Source organism: Azohydromonas sp., assembly GCF_035325925.1.
Lineage (GTDB): Bacteria > Pseudomonadota > Gammaproteobacteria > Burkholderiales > Burkholderiaceae_C > Calidifontimicrobium.
Genome location: NZ_DAOKZA010000008.1, coordinates 23964 through 41383 on the forward strand (window position 1 = coordinate 23964; position 17420 = coordinate 41383).

At 73.5% G+C, this 17420-nt stretch carries 12 protein-coding genes; 5 read left to right on the forward strand and 7 right to left on the reverse strand.

What is annotated here, in order from left to right; translation table 11 throughout:
* Positions 1-19 precede the first annotated feature (19 nt).
* From PKC53_RS04555 to PKC53_RS04565, 3 genes are read right to left on the reverse strand one after another with little or no spacing between them, the layout of a single operon-like run.
* The gene (locus PKC53_RS04555) at positions 20-1714 is read right to left on the reverse strand and encodes a dipeptide ABC transporter ATP-binding protein (protein WP_324426768.1); all 1695 of its coding nucleotides are present in this window, start codon (positions 1712-1714) and stop codon (positions 20-22) included.
* A gap of 5 nt (positions 1715-1719) precedes the next feature.
* Positions 1720-2772 (reverse strand): ABC transporter permease, encoded by a 1053-nt coding sequence (locus tag PKC53_RS04560; RefSeq protein WP_324426770.1) that lies wholly within the window; start codon positions 2770-2772, stop codon positions 1720-1722.
* The gene (locus tag PKC53_RS04565) at positions 2769-3707 is read right to left on the reverse strand and encodes an ABC transporter permease (RefSeq protein ID WP_324426772.1); all 939 of its coding nucleotides are present in this window, start codon (positions 3705-3707) and stop codon (positions 2769-2771) included. Before PKC53_RS04565 ends, PKC53_RS04560 begins: the two co-directional genes overlap by 4 nt.
* 220 nt (positions 3708-3927) lie before the next feature.
* On the opposite strand from PKC53_RS04565, the gene PKC53_RS04570 reads away from it, so the two are divergent.
* The 3 genes from PKC53_RS04570 (at position 3928) to PKC53_RS04580 (ending at position 9806) form a co-directional block, all read left to right on the forward strand.
* The gene (locus PKC53_RS04570) at positions 3928-5739 is read left to right on the forward strand and encodes an ABC transporter substrate-binding protein (RefSeq protein ID WP_324426774.1); all 1812 of its coding nucleotides are present in this window, start codon (positions 3928-3930) and stop codon (positions 5737-5739) included.
* 136 nt (positions 5740-5875) lie between these two features.
* Positions 5876-7702 (forward strand): ABC transporter substrate-binding protein, encoded by a 1827-nt coding sequence (locus PKC53_RS04575; RefSeq protein ID WP_324426776.1) that lies wholly within the window; start codon positions 5876-5878, stop codon positions 7700-7702.
* Between the two features lie 76 nt (positions 7703-7778).
* A complete protein-coding gene (locus PKC53_RS04580) occupies positions 7779-9806 on the forward strand; it encodes an acetoacetate--CoA ligase (RefSeq protein ID WP_324426778.1) in 2028 nt (675 codons plus the stop codon).
* Between the two features lie 19 nt (positions 9807-9825).
* Here the strand turns inward: PKC53_RS04580 and trxC are convergent, their stop codons facing one another.
* A complete protein-coding gene (trxC, locus tag PKC53_RS04585) occupies positions 9826-10257 on the reverse strand; it encodes a thioredoxin TrxC (RefSeq protein ID WP_324426780.1) in 432 nt (143 codons plus the stop codon).
* Positions 10258-10396: 139 nt separating this feature from the next.
* Here trxC and PKC53_RS04590 point away from each other — a divergent pair, with 139 nt between their 5' ends.
* Positions 10397-12367: a GspE/PulE family protein gene (locus PKC53_RS04590; RefSeq protein WP_324426782.1), complete on the forward strand. Its 1971-nt coding sequence runs from the start codon at positions 10397-10399 to the stop codon at positions 12365-12367.
* Positions 12368-12472: 105 nt separating this feature from the next.
* Here the strand turns inward: PKC53_RS04590 and PKC53_RS04595 are convergent, their stop codons facing one another.
* Positions 12473-14497 (reverse strand): EAL domain-containing protein, encoded by a 2025-nt coding sequence (locus PKC53_RS04595; RefSeq protein ID WP_324426784.1) that lies wholly within the window; start codon positions 14495-14497, stop codon positions 12473-12475.
* A gap of 11 nt (positions 14498-14508) precedes the next feature.
* Positions 14509-15303: a transporter substrate-binding domain-containing protein gene (locus PKC53_RS04600; RefSeq protein ID WP_324426786.1), complete on the reverse strand. Its 795-nt coding sequence runs from the start codon at positions 15301-15303 to the stop codon at positions 14509-14511.
* A gap of 43 nt (positions 15304-15346) precedes the next feature.
* On the opposite strand from PKC53_RS04600, the gene PKC53_RS04605 reads away from it, so the two are divergent.
* A complete protein-coding gene (locus tag PKC53_RS04605; RefSeq protein ID WP_324426788.1) occupies positions 15347-16294 on the forward strand; it encodes a glyoxylate/hydroxypyruvate reductase A in 948 nt (315 codons plus the stop codon).
* 36 nt (positions 16295-16330) lie between these two features.
* On the opposite strand, the gene holA is transcribed toward PKC53_RS04605, so the two are convergent.
* Complete coding sequence (gene holA / locus PKC53_RS04610; RefSeq protein ID WP_324426790.1) at positions 16331-17410, reverse strand: DNA polymerase III subunit delta; 1080 nt, start codon at positions 17408-17410, stop codon at positions 16331-16333.
* Between the last annotated feature and the right edge of the window lie 10 nt (positions 17411-17420).

A 17420-nucleotide genomic window follows, 5' to 3' on the forward strand; every position in this document is an offset into this window, starting at 1 on the left:
CGACGCGCCCGCGTGGGGGTCAGGCCGCCGCGCGGTAGCCGCGCGGGATGGCCGCCAGCAGCCGCCGCGTGTAGTCCTGCTTCGGCGCGGCCAGGATCTCGGCCGCGCTGGCCTGCTCGACGACGACGCCGTCCTTCATCACCAGCACCTCGTCGCTGATGAAACGCACCACCGCGAGGTCGTGGCTGATGAAGATGTAGGCCAGCCCCAGTTCGTCCTGCAGGTCCTTCAGCAGGTTCAGCACCTGCGCCTGCACGCTGACGTCGAGCGCGCTCACGGCCTCGTCGAGCACCAGCACCTCGGGGTTCAGCGTCAGGCAGCGCGCGATCGCGATGCGCTGGCGCTGGCCGCCGCTGAACTCGTGCGGGTACTTGTGGAAGGTGCGCCCCGACAGCCCGACCTTGTCGAGCAGCGCGCGCGCGCGCTGCTCGCGCTCGGCGGTGTCGCGGCCGATGCCGTGGATCGCCATCGGCTCGACCAGCGTCTGGCCGATCGTGAAGCGCGGGTTCAGGCTGGCGTACGGGTTCTGGAACACGATCTGGATGCGCCGGCGCATCGCCTGGCGCTCGCGGTCGGACAGCTCGAGCAGGTTCCTGCCGTCGAAGATCACCTCGCCGCCCGTGGGCTCGTGCAGCCGCAGCAGCGTCAGTCCCATCGTCGTCTTGCCCGACCCGGACTCGCCGACCACACCCAGCGTGTGGCCGCGGCGCAGCCGGAAGTTCACGTCCTGCACGGCCTTGAACTCACGCCTGCCGAACAGGCCCTCGCGCAGGAAGAAGCTCTTGGCCAGCGAGCGCACCTCGAGCACCACCGGCGCATGCGGGTCCTTCGGTGCGGCCGCGGGCGACGCGGGCCCGACCGTCTCGCTGCCGCCTTGGGCGGCCATGTGGTCGTCGATCACCATCAGCCGTGCCGGGTTGCCCTCGAGGCTGGGCCGGCAGGCGAGCAGCGCCTTCGTGTAGCCGTCGCGCGGTGCCTCGAAGATGCGCGCCACCGGCCCCTGCTCGCGCACCTGGCCGTGGCGCATCACGACGACGTGGTCGGCGATCTCGCCGACCACGCCGAGGTCGTGGCTGATGAACAGCACGCTCATGCGGTGCTTGTCCTTCAGTCTGGCCAGCAGTTCGAGGATCTGGCGCTGGATCGTCACGTCGAGCGCCGTCGTCGGCTCGTCGGCGATCAGCAGCCTGGGCTCGCAGGCCAGCGCCATCGCGATCATCACGCGCTGCTGCTGGCCACCCGACAGCTCGTGCGGGTAGGCGCCCAGCCGGCGCTTCGGCTCGGGGATGCCGACCTCGGCGAGCAGGCTCTCGGCGCGGGCCAGCGCGTCGCGGCGGCGCAGCCCCAGGTGCCTGACCAGCGGCTCGGTGAGCTGCTGGCCCACCGTGAACACCGGGTTCAGCGAGGTCATCGGGTCCTGGAACACGCAGGCGATCTCGCGCCCGCGGATCGACTGCAGTTCGCCCAGCGACGCGCGCAGCAGGTCGCGACCCTGCCAGTCGATGCGGCCCTCGCGGCGCGCGTTGTCGGGCAGCAGGTTGACGATCGACATCGCGGTCACGCTCTTGCCCGAGCCCGACTCGCCGACCAGCGCGACGGTGGTGTTCTCCGGCACGTCGAAGCTCACGCCGCGCACCGCGTCGGCCCACACCGGCTCGCCGGCGTGCTGGCCCATGCGGAACGACACCTTCAGGCCCTGGATCGATAGCAGCATGGGGTTCACTCCAGGCCCCGCAGCTTCGGATCGAGCGCGTCGCGCAGCGCGTCGGTCATCAGCGAGAACGCGGTGACGAACACCGCCATGAACAGCGTCGCGGCGGCGAGCTGCCACCAGTAGCCGAGGATCAGCTCGCTCTGCGCCTCGGCGAGCATCGTGCCCCAGCTCACCTGGTCGATCGGCACGCCCAGGCCGAGGTAGCTCAGGATCACCTCGGCCTTGATGAAGCCCACCGTGAGGATCGACAGCTGCACCAGGATCACGTGGCTGATGTTCGGCAGGATGTGGCGGAACATGCGGCTCGTCGCGCTGGCGCCGATGGCCTGCGCGGCGCGCACGTACTCGCGCACCGCGTGCTTCATGAACTCGGCGCGCACCAGGCGGTAGATGCCGGTCCAGCCGGTCAGCCCGAGGATCAGCACCACGGTGCCGATGCCGCGGCCGAACACCGCGGCGAAGGCGAAGATCAGCAGGATGCCCGGGATCGACGTGAACACGTTGTAGACCCACTCGAGCAGGTCGCCGACCTTGCCGCCGAAGAAGCCGGCGCAGGCGCCGAGCACGGTGCCGATCAGCGTGGCCACCACCGCGGCGGCGACGCCGACGAACACCGAGATCTCGGTGCCCTTGACCGCCTTGGCCAGCACGTCGCGGCCGAGCCGGTCGGCGCCGAAGGGCAGGGTCTCGCGCTTGGGGGCCTCCTCGGTGCGGTACTTGCGCGCGCGCTCCTCCCACTCGGCGTAGCGCGGCGCGAGCGGGTCGATGTCCGACAGGTCGACGTTCGGGCCCTCGGGCACGACGATCTCGCCCACCGCCTCGGGCGGGCGCGGCCCCAGCAGCGTCGGCGGCGCGCTGGGCACGCCGACCTCGCGCTGCCACTGCGACGCGACGAGCCCGGTGGCGGCCGCGACGATCAGCAGCAGGAACGCCGCGACGATCGCGAGCGAGACCATGCCCACGCGGTCGGCCCTGAAGCGCCGCCACGCCGCGTGCCAGACGCCTTCGGAGCGTTCCGCCTCGGGCGCGGCCGCGTAGGGAGCGACGATGCTGCTCATCGCAGCACCACGCGCGGGTCGACCAGCTTGTACAGCACGTCGGTCAGGAGGTTGATGAACATCGTCAGCACCGCCACGTACACCGTCACCGCCTGGATCACCGGGTAGTCGCTGCGGTTGACCGCCAGCAGCACCTCGCGACCCAGGCCGGGAATCGAGAAGAACACCTCGATCAGGAACGAGCCGACGAAGATGCCCGGCAGCGCCAGCGCGACGTTGGTCAGGATCGGGATCATCGCGTTGCGCAGCACGTGCTTGAGCAGCACGCTGCGCTCGGTCAGGCCCTTGGCGCGCGCGGTGCGCACGTAGTCCTGGCCGATCTCGTCGAGGAAGAAGGTGCGGTACAGCCGCGTCTGCGGCGCCAGCCCCACGGCCACCGCCAGCAGCACCGGCAGCGGCGTGTACACGCTCAGGTTGGTCCAGAAGCTGTCGCTCCAGCCCTGCACCGGGAACCAGCCGAGCTGGAAGCCGAACAGGTACTGGCCGACGATGATGTAGACGAGGAAGCTGATCGACAGCGCCACCGTGGTGACGACCATCACTGCGCGATCGGTCAGCGAGCCGCGCACGTAGGCCACCGCCATCGCGATCGGGATCGCCAGTGCGGTGTCGAGGATCAGGATCGGCACCATCACGGTCAGCGTCGCCGGCAGCCGCGTCGCGAACAGGTTGGCCACCGACTCGTTGGTGGCCCAGCTCTTGCCCCAGTCGAAGGTGACGATCTGCTTGACGAAGATGCCCAGCTGCACCCACCAGGGCTCGTTCAGGCCCAGTTGCTGGCGGATCGCGTTGACCTGCTCCTCGCTGGCGTTGAGGCCGCCGAGGATCTCGGCGGGGTCGCCGCCGAAGAACTTGAACAGCACGAACACCAGCAGCACGACGCCGGCCAGCGTCGGGATCATCTGCCACAGGCGCCGGATCAGGTAGGCCGCCATCGATGCACCACTCCATGTGGGCGCGCCGGCTCGTGGCCGGCGCGCCCCGTTCTCGGGATGCGCGAGTGTAGGGCCGCCGCCGCCCGGCCCCGGTGCGCGTTTGCCCGGCCATGCCGCCCGGCGGCGCAGCGGGCAATTCCGGGTGCGGGGGCGGCGCGCGCGCCGCTAGACTGCGCGCTTTTCGGCAGGCGACGCCGGCGATCCCGGCGCGTCGTGGGCGATGAGGCACGGGTTCGCAATACTGCTGGCGCTGATCACGAGTTGCGCGCTGGCGATGTCCGCAGCGTGGGCGCAGCCGGTCAAGGTGCTGCGCTACGCGTTTCCGATCGCCGAGACCAGCTTCGACCCGGCGCAGATCACCGACCTGTACTCGCGCACCGTCGTCTCGAGCATCTTCGAAGCGCCGCTGGAGTTCGAATTCCTCGCCAGCCCGGCGCGCATGCGGGCGAACACGCTGGCGACGATGCCCGAGGTCTCGGACGACTGGCGCACCTTCACCTTCCGCGTCAGGCCCGGCATCTTCTTCGCCGACGACCCGGCGTTCAGCGGCCGCCCGCGCGAGCTGACCGCGGCCGACTACGTCTACTCGCTCAAGCGCCACTACGACCCGCGCTGGAAGAGCGGCAACCTGTACCTGCTCGAGAACGACAGGATCCTCGGCCTGTCGGAGCTGCGCCGCGAGGCGCTCGACCAGCGGCAGCCGTTCGACTACGACCGCGAGGTCGAGGGCCTGCGCACGCTCGACCGTTACACCTTCCAGGTGCGGCTGGCCGAGCCCAAGCCGCGCTTCCTGTACCACTTCACCGACCCGTCGTTCACGGGCGCGCTGGCGCGCGAGGTGGTCGAGCACTACGGCGAGCGCATCGGCGAGCACCCGGTGGGCACCGGGCCGTTCCGCCTCGCGCAGTGGCGGCGCAGCTCGCTGATGGTGCTCGAGCGCAACCCCGGCTACCGCGAGGTGCGCTACGACGAACATCCCGGCGCCGACCAGCCGCGGCTCGTCGCGGTCGCGCGCGCGTTCGCCGGACGGCGGCTGCCGATGATCGACCGCGTCGAGATCTCGGTCATCGAGGAACCGCAGCCGCGCTGGCTGTCGTTCCTCAACGAGGAGCAGGACCTGCAGGAGCAGGTGCCGGCCGAGTTCGCGCACATCGCGCTGCCGAACAACCAGCTCGCGCCGAACCTGGCCAAGCGCGACATCACGATGGTGCGTTACCCGCGCGCCGACGTCGCGGTGTCGTACTTCGCGATGGAGCACCCGCTGGTCGGCGGCTACGAGCCGCGCCAGGTCGCGCTGCGCCGCGCGATCGCGCTGGCGGTCGACGTCGAGCGCGAGATCCGGCTGGTGCGCCGCGGTCAGGCGATTCCGGCGCAGTCGCCGATCGCGCCGCAGACCTGGGGCTACGACCCGGCGTTCAAGTCGGAGATGAGCGAGTACAACGTGGCGCGCGCGAAGGCGCTGCTCGATCTGCACGGGTACGTCGACCGCGACGGCGACGGCTGGCGCGAACAGCCCGACGGGCGGCCGCTCGTGCTCGAGTACGCGACGCAGCCCGACCAGCAGTCGCGCCAGCTGATCGAGCAGTGGCGGCGCAACATGAGCGCGATCGGCATCCGCATCGAGTTCGTCACCGCCAAGTGGCCCGAGAACCTGAAGGCCAGCCGCGCCGGCCAGCTGATGATGTGGGGCGTCGGCTGGAGCGCCGGCGCCCCCGACGGCGACACCTTCCTCGCGCTGGGCTACGGCCCGAACAAGGGCCAGGCCAACCACGCGCGCTTCGACCTGCGCGCGTTCAACGCGCTGTACGAGAAGCAGCGCGCGTTGCCCGACGGGCCCGAGCGGCTGGCGCTGATGAACGAGGCGAAGAAGCTGATGATCGCGTACATGCCGTACAAGGTGCACGCGCACCGCATCTTCACCGACCTGGCTCACCCGTGGGTCAAGGGCTACCACCGCAACATCTTCGTGCGCGACTTCTGGAAGTACGTCGACGTCGACATGGACGAGCGCGCGCGCAGGATGGGCCGGTGAAGATCCCCCCGAAGCGTCCTTCGGGCGCCTCCCCCCGGGGGGCGGCGCCGGCGGACCGGCGAAGCCGGATCCGCGGCGTCCGCCGCAGGGGGTTGCGGTCGGTCGGCCGAAATGGCTCGCTGGCGGAAGGGGTGTGATGGCGATGGCAGGGCGGGCGTGGGGTCGATGGTGCCGGGCGGCGGGCGTCGCGCTGCTGGCGCTGGCCATGGTGCTGGACGCGCAGGCGCAGGACGGCGCGCGGCCGAAGGTGCTGCGCGTCGCGTTCCCGGTGGCCGAGACCGGGTTCGACCCGGCGCGCATCGTCGACCTGTACTCGCGCACCGTCACGCCGCACATCTTCGAGGCGCTGTACGCCTACGACCACCTCGCGCGCCCGTTCCGCATCGTGCCGCTGACCGCCGCGGGCATGCCCGAGCACTCGCCCGACTTCCGCACCTGGACCGTGCGGCTGAGGCCCGGCATCTTCTTTGCCGATGACCCGGCGTTCAAGGGCCAGCGCCGCGAGCTGGTCGCCGCCGACTACGTCTACAGCTTCAAGCGCATCGTCGACCCGGCCAACAAGAGCCCGGTGGTGGCCGGCATCCTCGACCAGAAGTTCGTCGGCCTCAACGCGCTGCGCGACGACGCCGTGAAGCACAACAGGCCGTTCGACTACGACCGCCCGATCGAGGGCCTGAAGGCGCTCGACCGCTACACGATCCGCTTCGAGCTCGAGGAGCCGCGCCCGCGTTTCATCGAGGTGCTCGCCACCGGTGACCTGTTCGGCGCCGTCGCGCGCGAGGTCGTCGAGCACTACGGCGACGACATCCCGGCGCACCCGGTGGGCACCGGGCCGTTCCGGCTGGCGCAGTGGCGGCGCTCGTCGCTGATCGTGCTCGAGCGCAACCCGCAGTTCCGCGAGATGGTCTACGACGCCCGGCCCGCGCCCGACGACGCTGCGGGCCAGGCGCTGCTGGCGCGCTTCAAGGGCCGGCGCCTGCCGATGGTCGACCGCGTCGAGATCTCGATCATCGAGGAATCGCAGCCGCGCTGGCTGGCGTTCCTCAACGGCCAGATCGACCTGATCAGCGTGCCCGCCGAGTTCATCAACCAGGCGATGCCCGGCGGCCAGGTGGCGCCGAACCTGGCCAGGCAGGGCATCCGCGGGTACCGCACGGTCAACGCCGACAGCGCGTTCACCTACTTCAACATGGACGACCCGGTGCTCGGCGGCTACACGCCCGACCGCATCGCGCTGCGCCGCGCGATCGCGCTGGCGATCGACGTCGAGCGCGAGATCCGCCAGGTGCGCCGCGGCCAGGCGGTCGTCGCGCAGTCGCCGGTGGTGCCGCACACCAGCGGCTACGACCCGAAGTTCAAGAGCGAGAACGGCGACCACGACCCGGCGCGCGCCAAGGCGCTGCTCGACCTGTACGGCTACGTCGACCGCGACGGCGACGGCTGGCGCGACCTGCCCGACGGCCGGCCGCTGGTGCTCGAGATCGCGACGCAGCCCGACCAGCTCAGCCGCCAGTTCGACGAGCTGTGGAAGAAGAACATGGAGGCCGTGGGCATCCGCGTGAAGTTCTTCCCCGGCAAGTGGCCCGAGCAGCTGCGCGCCGCGCGCGCCGGCAAGCTGCAGCTGTGGACGCTGGGCAGCTCGGCCGCCGCGCCCGACGGCCAGGGCTCGCTGGCGCGGCTGTACGGGCCGCAGGCCGGTTCGCAGAACCTGGCACGTTTCAAGAACGACGCCTTCGATGCGATCTACGACCGCATGCAGGTGCTGCCCGACGGCCCCGAGCGAGACGCGCTGTTCCTCGAGGCCAAGCGCATCGCGGTGGCCTACATGCCGATGAAGTACACGGTGCACCGCATCAGCAACGACCTGACGCAGCCGCGCCTGGTCGGCTACCGCCGCCCGCTGTTCTGGCAGGAGTGGTGGCACATGGTCGACATCGACGAGGCGGCCGGCGCCGACCGCTGAGCCGCCGCACCGTGCGCGTGCCGGTTGAGGGTCCGCCACGGTGTGCGGCTTCGCGCGTCGCGGGCACACTGCGGGCATGACCCTGCCCGAACCCCGCATCCACACCTACCTGCGCTGGCTGCGCGAGCAGCGCGGCCTGCACTTCTCGGCCGACGACCCGGCGGCCTACGACACGCTGTGGCGCTGGTCGACGACCGACCTCGAGGCCTTTTGGCGCTCGATCTGGGACTACTTCGACCTGCGATCGGCCACCCCGTTCGAGCGCGTGCTCGCCGACGCGACGATGCCCGGCGCGCGCTGGTTCCCGGGCGCGACGCTCAACTACGCCGCGCAGGTGATGCGCCACGCCGACGCCGCGCACGCTGCCGGCCACCCGGCGATCGTGCACGCCGACGAGCACATGCTCGCCCGCGGCGAGATCGGCCACGTGCCGTGGCCCGGGCTGCGGCGGCAGGTCGCGTCGCTGGCCGGCCGCCTGCGCGCGATGGGCGTCGCCCCCGGCGACCGCGTCGTCGCCGTGCTGCCGAACGTGCCTGAGACGGTGGTCGCGTTCCTCGCGTGCGCCAGCATCGGCGCGGTGTGGTCGGTGTGCTCGCCCGACATGGGCCCGGTGGCGGTGCTCGACCGCTTCCGTCAGATCGAGCCCAAGGTGCTGATCGCCGGCGACGGCTACGTCTTCGGCGGCGTCGCGCACGACCGCCGCGCGCTGCTGCACCAGCTGCTGGCCGAGCTGCCCGGCGTCGCCGACGTGATCGTCTGGCCGCGGCTCGACGCCGGCACCGACCCCGCCGACTTCGCCGCCGCGCACCGTCGCGCGCACGACCTGCGCGCGCTGCTGGCCGACGACGCCGCCTTCGCCGCGCTGCCGCTGCCCTTCGACCACCCGCTGTGGATCGTCTACTCGAGCGGCACCACCGGGCTGCCGAAGGCCATCGTGCACGGCCACGGCGGCGTGGTGCTCGAGGCGCTCAAGCTGGGCGTGCTGCACAACGACCTCGGGTCGTCGGTCGACACCGGCGAGCGCTTCCACTGGTACAGCTCGACCGGCTGGATCATGTGGAACTGCCAGGTCGGCGGGCTGCTCGGCGGCAGCACGATCTGCCTGTTCGACGGCAGCCCGGCCGGCCCGGCGGGCCGCCCCGACTGGACCACGCTGTGGCGCTTCGCCGGGCTGGCCGGTGCGACCTTCTTCGGCGCCGGGGCGGCGTTCTACGCGTCGTGCCTGAAGGCCGACGTGCGCCCGCAGGACGTGGCCGACCTGCGCGCGCTGCGCGCGGTCGGCAGCACCGGCTCGCCGCTGGCCGTCGAGGGCTACCGCTGGATCTGGGACCGGCTGCCGAAGGTCGACGGCGAGCGCATCTGGCTGACGCCGATCTCCGGCGGCACCGACTTCGCCGGTGCCTTCATCGCCGGGCTGCGCACGCTGCCGGTGGTCGAGGGCGAGATGCAGTGCCGCTGCCTCGGCGCCGCGGTCGAGGCCTGGGACGAGCAAGGCCGCGCGCTGGTCGACGAGGTCGGCGAGCTGGTGTGCACGCGGCCGATGCCGTCGATGCCGCTGTACCTGTGGGGCGATGCCGACGGCGCGCGGCTGCGCGACAGCTACTTCGACGTGTACCCGGGCGTGTGGCGGCACGGCGACTGGATCCGCATCACGCCGCGCGGCGGCGCGGTCATCTACGGGCGCAGCGACGCGACGATCAACCGCCACGGCATCCGCATGGGCACCGCCGAGCTGTACCGCGCCGTCGAGGCGCTGCCCGAGGTCGTCGACAGCCTGGTCGTCGACCTCGAGTACCTCGGCCGCGAGAGCTACATGCCGCTGTTCGTCGTGCTGCGCGACGGCCTGGTGCTCGACGACGCGCTCGCGCAGCGCGTCAAGGCGGTGATCCGCGAGGCGCTGTCGCCGCGCCACGTGCCCAACGAGGTGTGGCAGGTGCGGGCCGTGCCGCGCACGCTGTCGGGCAAGAAGATGGAGCTGCCGGTGAAGAAGCTGCTGCTCGGCGCCGACGCGGCGCAGGTGATGAACCGCGACGCGATGGCCAACGCCGACTGCGTCGACTGGTTCGTCGAGTTCGCGCGGCGGCGCGCGCAGGCCGGCGGCTGAGCCGCCGGCGGCGCGCCGCTCAGCGATGCGCCAGCGCGACGATCGCCGCCGCCGGCACCGCGCCCGACTGGCGCGCCACCTCGCGTCCGCGCTGCAGCTTCACCAGCGTCGGGATGCTGCGGATGCCGAAGCGCGCCGCGGTGCGCTGCGCCTCGTCGCTGTTGACCTTCACCAGCAGCGCGCGGCCCTTGAGCTGGCGCGCGGCCTGTTCGAACTGCGGCGCCATCGTGCGGCACGGGCCGCACCAGGGGGCCCAGAAGTCGACCAGCACCGGCAGATCGGTGGCTCCGACGAACGCGTCGAAGCCGCGGTCGTCGAGCTCGACCGGGCGGCCGTCGAGCAGGGCGTGGCCGCATTTGCCGCACACCGGGTCTTCGCCCAGGCGCGGCGTGGGGATGCGGTTGGTCGCGCCGCAGCGGGCGCAGGCGACGTGGGCGGTGGGCTGGTCCATGCGAGGGCACATGGCGCCGGCGGTGGCGTTTGCAACCCCTCGCCTGCCTGGCGCCGCCGCGCGCGGCGGCGTGCATTCGTGCCTCGCCGCCCGGGCCGCGGCGGCGTAGGCTGCCGCGCGTTCGCGCCGATAGCCCGACATGCCGTTCACCGACACCGAACCCCAGCCGCTCGCACCGCCGGCGCCCCTTGCGCCCCTTGCGCCCCTTGCGCCGCCCGCGCCCGCCACGGCGCATCGCCCCGAGGCCGCCGCGGCGCCTGCCGCCGAGCTGCCGAGCACGCTCGACGCACTGTGGCAGCGGCTCAACGAACACCCGCTGCACCGCGCTCCGCACCTGGGGGAGGCGCTGGTCGAGCGCGGGCTGATCGGCCGCGACACGCTGGCTCGCGCGCTGCGCGAGCAGGCGCGCACGCGCCCGCACCGGCTGCTCGGCCAGTTGCTGGTCGACGCCGGCGCGCTGTCACCGTCGGCGCTGCACCTCGTGCTGGCGCAGTGGCTGGGCGTGCCGGTGGTCGACCCGCGGCGCCTCGCGCCGCAGCCCGAGGCGCTGGCGCGCATCCCCGCCGCCGAGGCCGAGCGCGAGGGGGTGCTGCCGCTGCTGCTGCGCGAGGACACGCTGGTCGTCGCGGTGCCCGACCCCTGGGACTCCCGGCTGCTCGACGAGCTGCGCTTCATCAGCCAGCTGCGCGTGCTGCCGGTGGTGGCGCTGCCCGGCACGCTGGCGCCGGCGGTCGCGCAGGCCTACCTCGAGGTGGTGCGGCCGCGCGCCGCGACCGCGGCGCCGCCGCGCAGCACGCACGAACTGGCCGCCGAGCTGGCGCAGGCGGCCGCCGGCGAGGCCGACGCCGACGGCGGTGTCGTCTCGGAGGCCGACAACACGCTGGTGCGCCTGGTCAACCGGCTGATCGCCGACGCGATCGAGCAGCGCGCCTCGGACATCCACATCGAGACCGCCGACGCGCCGCGCCCGGTGCGCGTGCGCCTGCGCATCGACGGCGACCTCACGCGCGTGCTCGAGCTGCCGGCGCGCTACCGCTATGCGCTGGTGGCGCGGCTGAAGATCATGGCCAACCTCGACATCTCGGAGCACCGCAAGCCGCAGGACGGCAAGATCGACTTCGCGCGCTTCGGCGGCGCACGCGTCGAGCTGCGCATGGTCACCGTGCCCACGGTGCACGGGCTCGAGGACGTGGTGCTGCGGCTGCTGTCGGGGCTCAAGCCGATGCCGCTCGACGAGATCGGGCTGGCCGAGCGCAACCTCGCGGCGCTGCGCTCGGTGATGGCCAAGCCGTACGGGCTGATCCTGATCTGCGGGCCCACCGGCTGCGGCAAGACGACCACGCTGCACTCGGTGATGCGCGAACTGAACACCGAGCAGCGCAAGATCTGGACCGCCGAGGACCCGGTGGAGATCACGCAGGAGGGGCTGCGCCAGGTGCAGATGAACGCGCGCATCGGCTGGACCTTCGCCGCCGCGATGCGCACCTTCCTGCGCGCCGACCCCGACGTGATCATGATCGGCGAGATGCGCGACGAGGAGACGGCACGCATCGCCGTCGAGGCGTCGCTGACCGGGCACCTGGTGATGAGCACGCTGCACACCAACTCGGCGCCCGAGAGCATCACGCGGCTGCTCGAGATCGGGCTGGACCCGTTCACCTTCTCGGACTCGCTGCTGGCGATCCTCGCGCAGCGGCTGGTGCGCCGGCTGTGCACCGCGTGCCGCGCGCGCGAGCTCTACGACGACACGTCGCTCGCGTCGCTGGCGCAGCAGTACCTGGCCAGCGGCAGCGCGCAGGGGCTGGACGAGGCGGCGCTGGTGGCGCGCTGGCGCCGCAGCCACGGCGACGCGCACGGCCGGCTGTACCGCTACCACGGCGCCGGCTGCGCCGCCTGCGACGGCAGCGGTTACCGTGGCCGCATGGGCCTGCACGAGCTGATGCTCGCCGACGACCAGGCGCGCGAGCTGATCCGCCACCGCGCGCCGGCCGCGCAGCTTCAGGCGGCGGCGCTGGCCGCCGGCATGGTCACGCTGCGCCAGGACGGCATCGAGAAGATGCTCGCCGGCCTGACCGACCTGCGCGAGGTCATCGCGGCGAGCAATCAGTGAGCCGGTGCGGTGCCGGCGCGCGTGGGGTCTGCGCCACCGCCGTCGGCGCCGGCCCCGCGGCGAGGTGCGCGGGCGACGGCGCCGGCACCTCGCCCGCGGTCCGACTCACGCCACCGGCGCCTCGCGGGTCTGTGCACTGAGCGCCTCGGCGAACGCCGCCGCCGGCACCGCACGGCCGTACAGCCAGCCCTGGTGCAGCCGGCAGCCCATCGCGCGCAGGCAGTCGCGCTGTGCGGGGGTTTCGACGCCTTCGGCGATCACCTCGATGTCCAGCGCGTGCGCCATCGCGACGATGGCCTGCACCAGCGCGAGGTCGTCGTCGTCGCCGGGCAGGTCGCGCACGAAGGCGCGGTCGACCTTGAGCACGTCGGGCTTGAGGCGCTTGAGGTGCGACAGCGACGAGTAGCCGGTGCCGAAGTCGTCGAGCGAAATGCCCACGCCGAGCGCGCGCAGCGGCGCCAGCCGCTGCAGCGCGGTGTCGATGTCGCCGTCGTGCGCGCCGATCAACCCGCTCTCGGTGAGCTCGAGCACCAGCTCGCACGGCTCGACGCCGTGGCGCCGCAGCGCCGCGCGCACCGCGTCGGCGAGGCGGCCGTCGCGCAGCTGCACCGGTGACACGTTGACCGAGATCGCCCCCGGCGCCAGCCCGGCGGCGCGCCAGGCGGCGATCTGCGCGCAGGCCGCCTCGAGCGTCCAGCGCCCGAGCGCGCCGATCAGCCCGCCCTGCTCGGCGGCGGCGATGAACTGGTCCGGCGGCACCAGCCCGCGCCGCGGGTGCTGCCAGCGCACCAGCGCCTCGGCGCCGATGCGCTCGCCGCTGGCGGCGTCGAACTGCGGCTGGTAGTGCAGCACCAGCTGGTCCTGCTCGATGGCCTGCGCCAGCTCGCGCTCGAGCGCGATGCGCAGCAGGTGCGCGCCGTCGCGCTCGGCCTGGTAGAAGCCGCGCCCCGCGCGCCCGCCCTGCTTGATGCGGAACATCGCGACGTCGGCGTGCTGCACCAGGCTGTCGAAGTCCTCGCCGTCGGCGGGGAACATCGCGATGCCGATGCTCGCAGACACCTGCGCCGGCGCGCCCGCCGGCGGCAGGCGCAGCGGCTCGCCGATCGCGGCGAGCAGCCGGTCGACGGTGGCCAGCGCGGCGTCGCGGCCGTCGACCTGCGTGAGCAGCGCCAGGAACTCGTCGCCGCCCAGGCGGCCGACCAGGTCCGACTCGCGCAGCGTCGCGCTCATGCGCCGGCTCAGCGCGAGCAGCAGCTCGTCGCCGGCGGAGTGCCCGAGCGTGTCGTTGACCTGCTTGAAGCGGTCGAGGTCGATGAACAGCAGCGCCATCGGCTGGCCGTCGCGGCGCGCCGACGCCAGCCGGTGCTGGAACAGCTCGCGGAACAGCGAGCGGTTGGGCAGCCCGGTGAGGTCGTCGAACATCGCGCGCATGTGCAGCTCGGCGTTCTTGCCCTCGAGCTCGCCGAACAGCGCCAGCAACTGCGCGCGCACCTCGTTGAGGTGCTGGCCGAGCTGGCCCAGCTCGTCGCGCTGGCGCCACTCGATCGGCGGCGTCGGCTCGCGCGACACCAGCGCGCTGGCCTGCGCCTTCAGCCGGCGGATCGGGCGCAGCAGCCGCCACGACAGCACCGCGAACAGCACCGCGACGCCGGCGGCCACCTGCGCCGGCACCAGCCACCACATGATCGCGCGCCGCTCGGCGAGCAGCCGGTCGATCTCGGTGTCGTCGAACGCTAGCCGCAGCCGCGCCACCGCCTGGCCTTCGTGCAGCACCGGGACCTCCTCGACGACCACCGGCACGCCGGCGTCGCAGCGGCGCGCCTCGACGACCATTGGCGTGGCCGCCGGTTGCAGGTCGAGCACCTCGACGGCGCACACCGACGGTTCGTCGAGCAGCTGACGCGCCGCGGCGTGCAGCCCGGGCTCGCTGAGCGTCCACGCCGGCTCGGTCATCACCGCGGCACCGAGCACCTGCACCGCCGCGCGGTTGCGCTGCACCAGCGGCTCGTGCGCGGCGCGCGACAGCCGCACGTCCAGCGCCATCACGATCATCGCCGGCAGCAGCACGCCCAGCACGATGGCGACGACCACCGTGGCGCGGATCGACAGCGTGGGCCAGTGCGTAGGCAACGCGGGCCTCGTTATCCGCTCGTCGCGCCCGCGGCGCTGCGCGCCGGCGCCGGCGGCGCCTCGAGCGCGCGGTCGATGCGCTCGATCCAGGCGGCGGGCACGGCGCGGTTGCAGTACAGGTGCCGCGTCGCTCCGGGCGGCGCGTCGACCAGCGTCAGCAGCCGCGGCGGCGCCGCGCCCGCGCCGAGCGCGGCGTGCATCGCCGGCGCCTCTTCCGGGCTGGCGAGCATCCAGTCGGCACGGCCGGCGGCGACCATGCGCGCCAGCGCGTCGACTTCGGCCGTCGAGCGGGCGACCGGCGCCGCGGCCTGCGCGATCAGCCCGTCGAAGTGCGCGCCGTACGAGTAGCCCTCCTTGACGAGCAGGCGCGGCCCGCCCTCGCGCAGCAGGTCGGCGGCGCGCACCGCGCGGCCCGCCTCGGGCAGTGCGCCGGCGCGCACCAGCGCCGCGAGCGGCTGGTCGCGGTACAGCGGCGCGCTGAAGCGGCCCAGGGCCTCGCGTTCGGGCGTGCGGAACCAGCCGATGCCGCAGTGCAGCCCCTCGCCGTGCTGGATCAGCGCGAGCTGGCGCTGCGCCGGCGTCGACTGCCAGACGTGGGCGACGCCGGCGCGTTCGAGCGCGCGCGCGGCGGGGGTCGCGACGATGCCGGTGACGCGTCCGTCGGCGTCGAGCGCCGAGTGCGGCACGCGCGGCTGGTAGTGCAGCGTCAGCACCGGCGGCTCGGCGGCCAGCGCGCAGGCGAGCGCCAGCGTGCCGAACCCGGCCGCCGCCGCCCGCCCCGCTGCCCGCCGTACCGCACGCACCATGGCGGGTTTTCGGCACGCCGCGCCGCCGCGTTAGGCTCGCGGGGTGGACTTCCTGCTCAGCGGCGACTTCGACCCCGCCGAACGTGAACGATGGCGCGCCGCGCTGACCGCGGCGACCGGTGCCCGCCCGTGGTGTGATGGCGAGGCGTTCGACCCGGCGGCGATCGAGGTCGCGCTGGTCGCCAACCCGCCGCCGGGCCGGCTGGCCGGGCTGCCGGCGCTGAGGCTGGTGCACTCGCTGTGGGCCGGCGTCGACCGGCTGCTCGCCGACCCCACGCTGCCCGCCGGCGTGCCGCTGCTGCGCATGGTCGACCCGGCGATGAGCGCGGCGATGGCCGAGACTGCGCTGTGGGCGGTGCTCGCGCTGCACCGCGGCTTCTTCGCCTACGCGCGGCGGCAGCGCGAGCGCCGCTGGCAGCCGCACGCGCAGCGCCGCGCCGACGAGGTGCGCGTGACCGTGCTCGGCCTCGGCCAGATGGGCCATGCGGCGGCGCGGCGGCTGGTCGCGCAGGGCTACCGCGTCGCCGGCTGGACGCTGCGGGCGCCCCCGCCGGCCGACGACGGCATCGGGCGCCACGCCGGCGCCGCGGCGCTGGCGCCGCTGCTGGGTGCGAGCGACATCGTCGTCAACCTGTTGCCGCTGACCCCGGCGACGCGCGGGCTGATCGACTCGCGCTTCCTCGCCGCGCTGCCGCCCGGCGCCGGGCTGGTGAACCTGGCGCGCGGCGCGCACGTCGTCGAGGCCGACCTGCTCGCCGCGCTCGACGCCGGCCGGCTGCGCGACGCGGTGCTCGACGTGTTCGCCGCCGAGCCGCTGCCCGCCGACCACCCGTTCTGGCGCGATCCGCGCGTGACGGTGCTGCCGCACGTCGCCGCGCTGACCGACGAGCGCAGTGCGGCCACGGTGGTGGCGGCCAGCCTCGCCGCGTGGCGCGCCGGCACGCCGGCCGGCGCGCTGACCGGCTGGGTCGACCGCCAGCGCGGGTACTGACGACCCCCGGCGCGCCGGGATCGTGCGCGACGGCGCTCAGGCCGGGAGGGTCCCGAGCGCGAGGCGCGCGGCAGCGGCCGGGCGCAGCGCCTGCATCGTCAGCAGCGCGAGGCGGCGCAGCGCGTCCCAGGCGTCGAGCGGCCAGCCGGGGTGGCGCAGGCCCTTGACGATGCCGTCGCATACGCTGGCCGCGCGCACCAGCTCGCCCAGCGCCGCGGCGTCGGCGCGCGCGATCGCGCGCTCGACCAGCCGCTCCCTGGGCCCCCACACGCGCGCCTCGCGCAGCGCCAGCGGCAGCGGCCGGCCCTGCGCGACGGCGCGCTGCACCTGGTGCAGCGCGACGATGTCGGCGGCCAGCGTCCAGTGCACCAGCACCGCTGCCTCGCCCTCGGCACGCAGGCCGTCGAGCATGCGCAGCGCGCGCGGCACCTGGGCCGCGAGCACGGCCTCGCCGAGCTTGAACACGTCGTAGCGCGCCACGTTGAGCACCGCCTGCTCGACCTGCTCGAAGCCGAGCACGCCCTCGGGGTGCAGCAGCGCGAGCTTGCCCAGCTCCTGGTGCGCGGCCAGCAGGTTGCCCTCGACGCGGTCGGCGAAGAAGGCCAGCGTGCGCTCGCCCTCGTCGCCGTCGGCCACGCGCTGGCCCTGCGCGGCCAGGCGCTGCGCGATCCAGCGCGGCAGGTCGCGCCGCTCGACGGGGTCGACGCGCACCACGACGCCGGCCGCGTCGAGCGCGGCGAACCAGCCGCTCTTGAGCTGCTGGAAGTCCAGCTTCGGCAGCTGCACCAGGGTCAGCACGTCGTCGCCCAGCGTCTCGCAGTAGCGCTGCAGCGCCTGCGCGCCGTCCTTGCCCGGCTTGCCCGACGGGATGCGGATCTCGATCAGCTGACGCTCGGCGAACAGGCTCATCGCCTGCGCGGCACCGAGCACGCCGCTCCAGTCGAAGTGCGCCCCGCTGACGGTGAACACCTTGCGCTCGCCGAAGCCCGCCGCACGCGCGGCCGCGCGGATCGTGTCGGCGGCTTCCTGCGCGAGCAGCGGCTCGTCGCCGTGCACCGTGTACAGGTGGCGCAGCGAGCGCAGCTGCGCGGCGAGCTGGTCGGCGCGAACCTGCACGGCGCGTGCG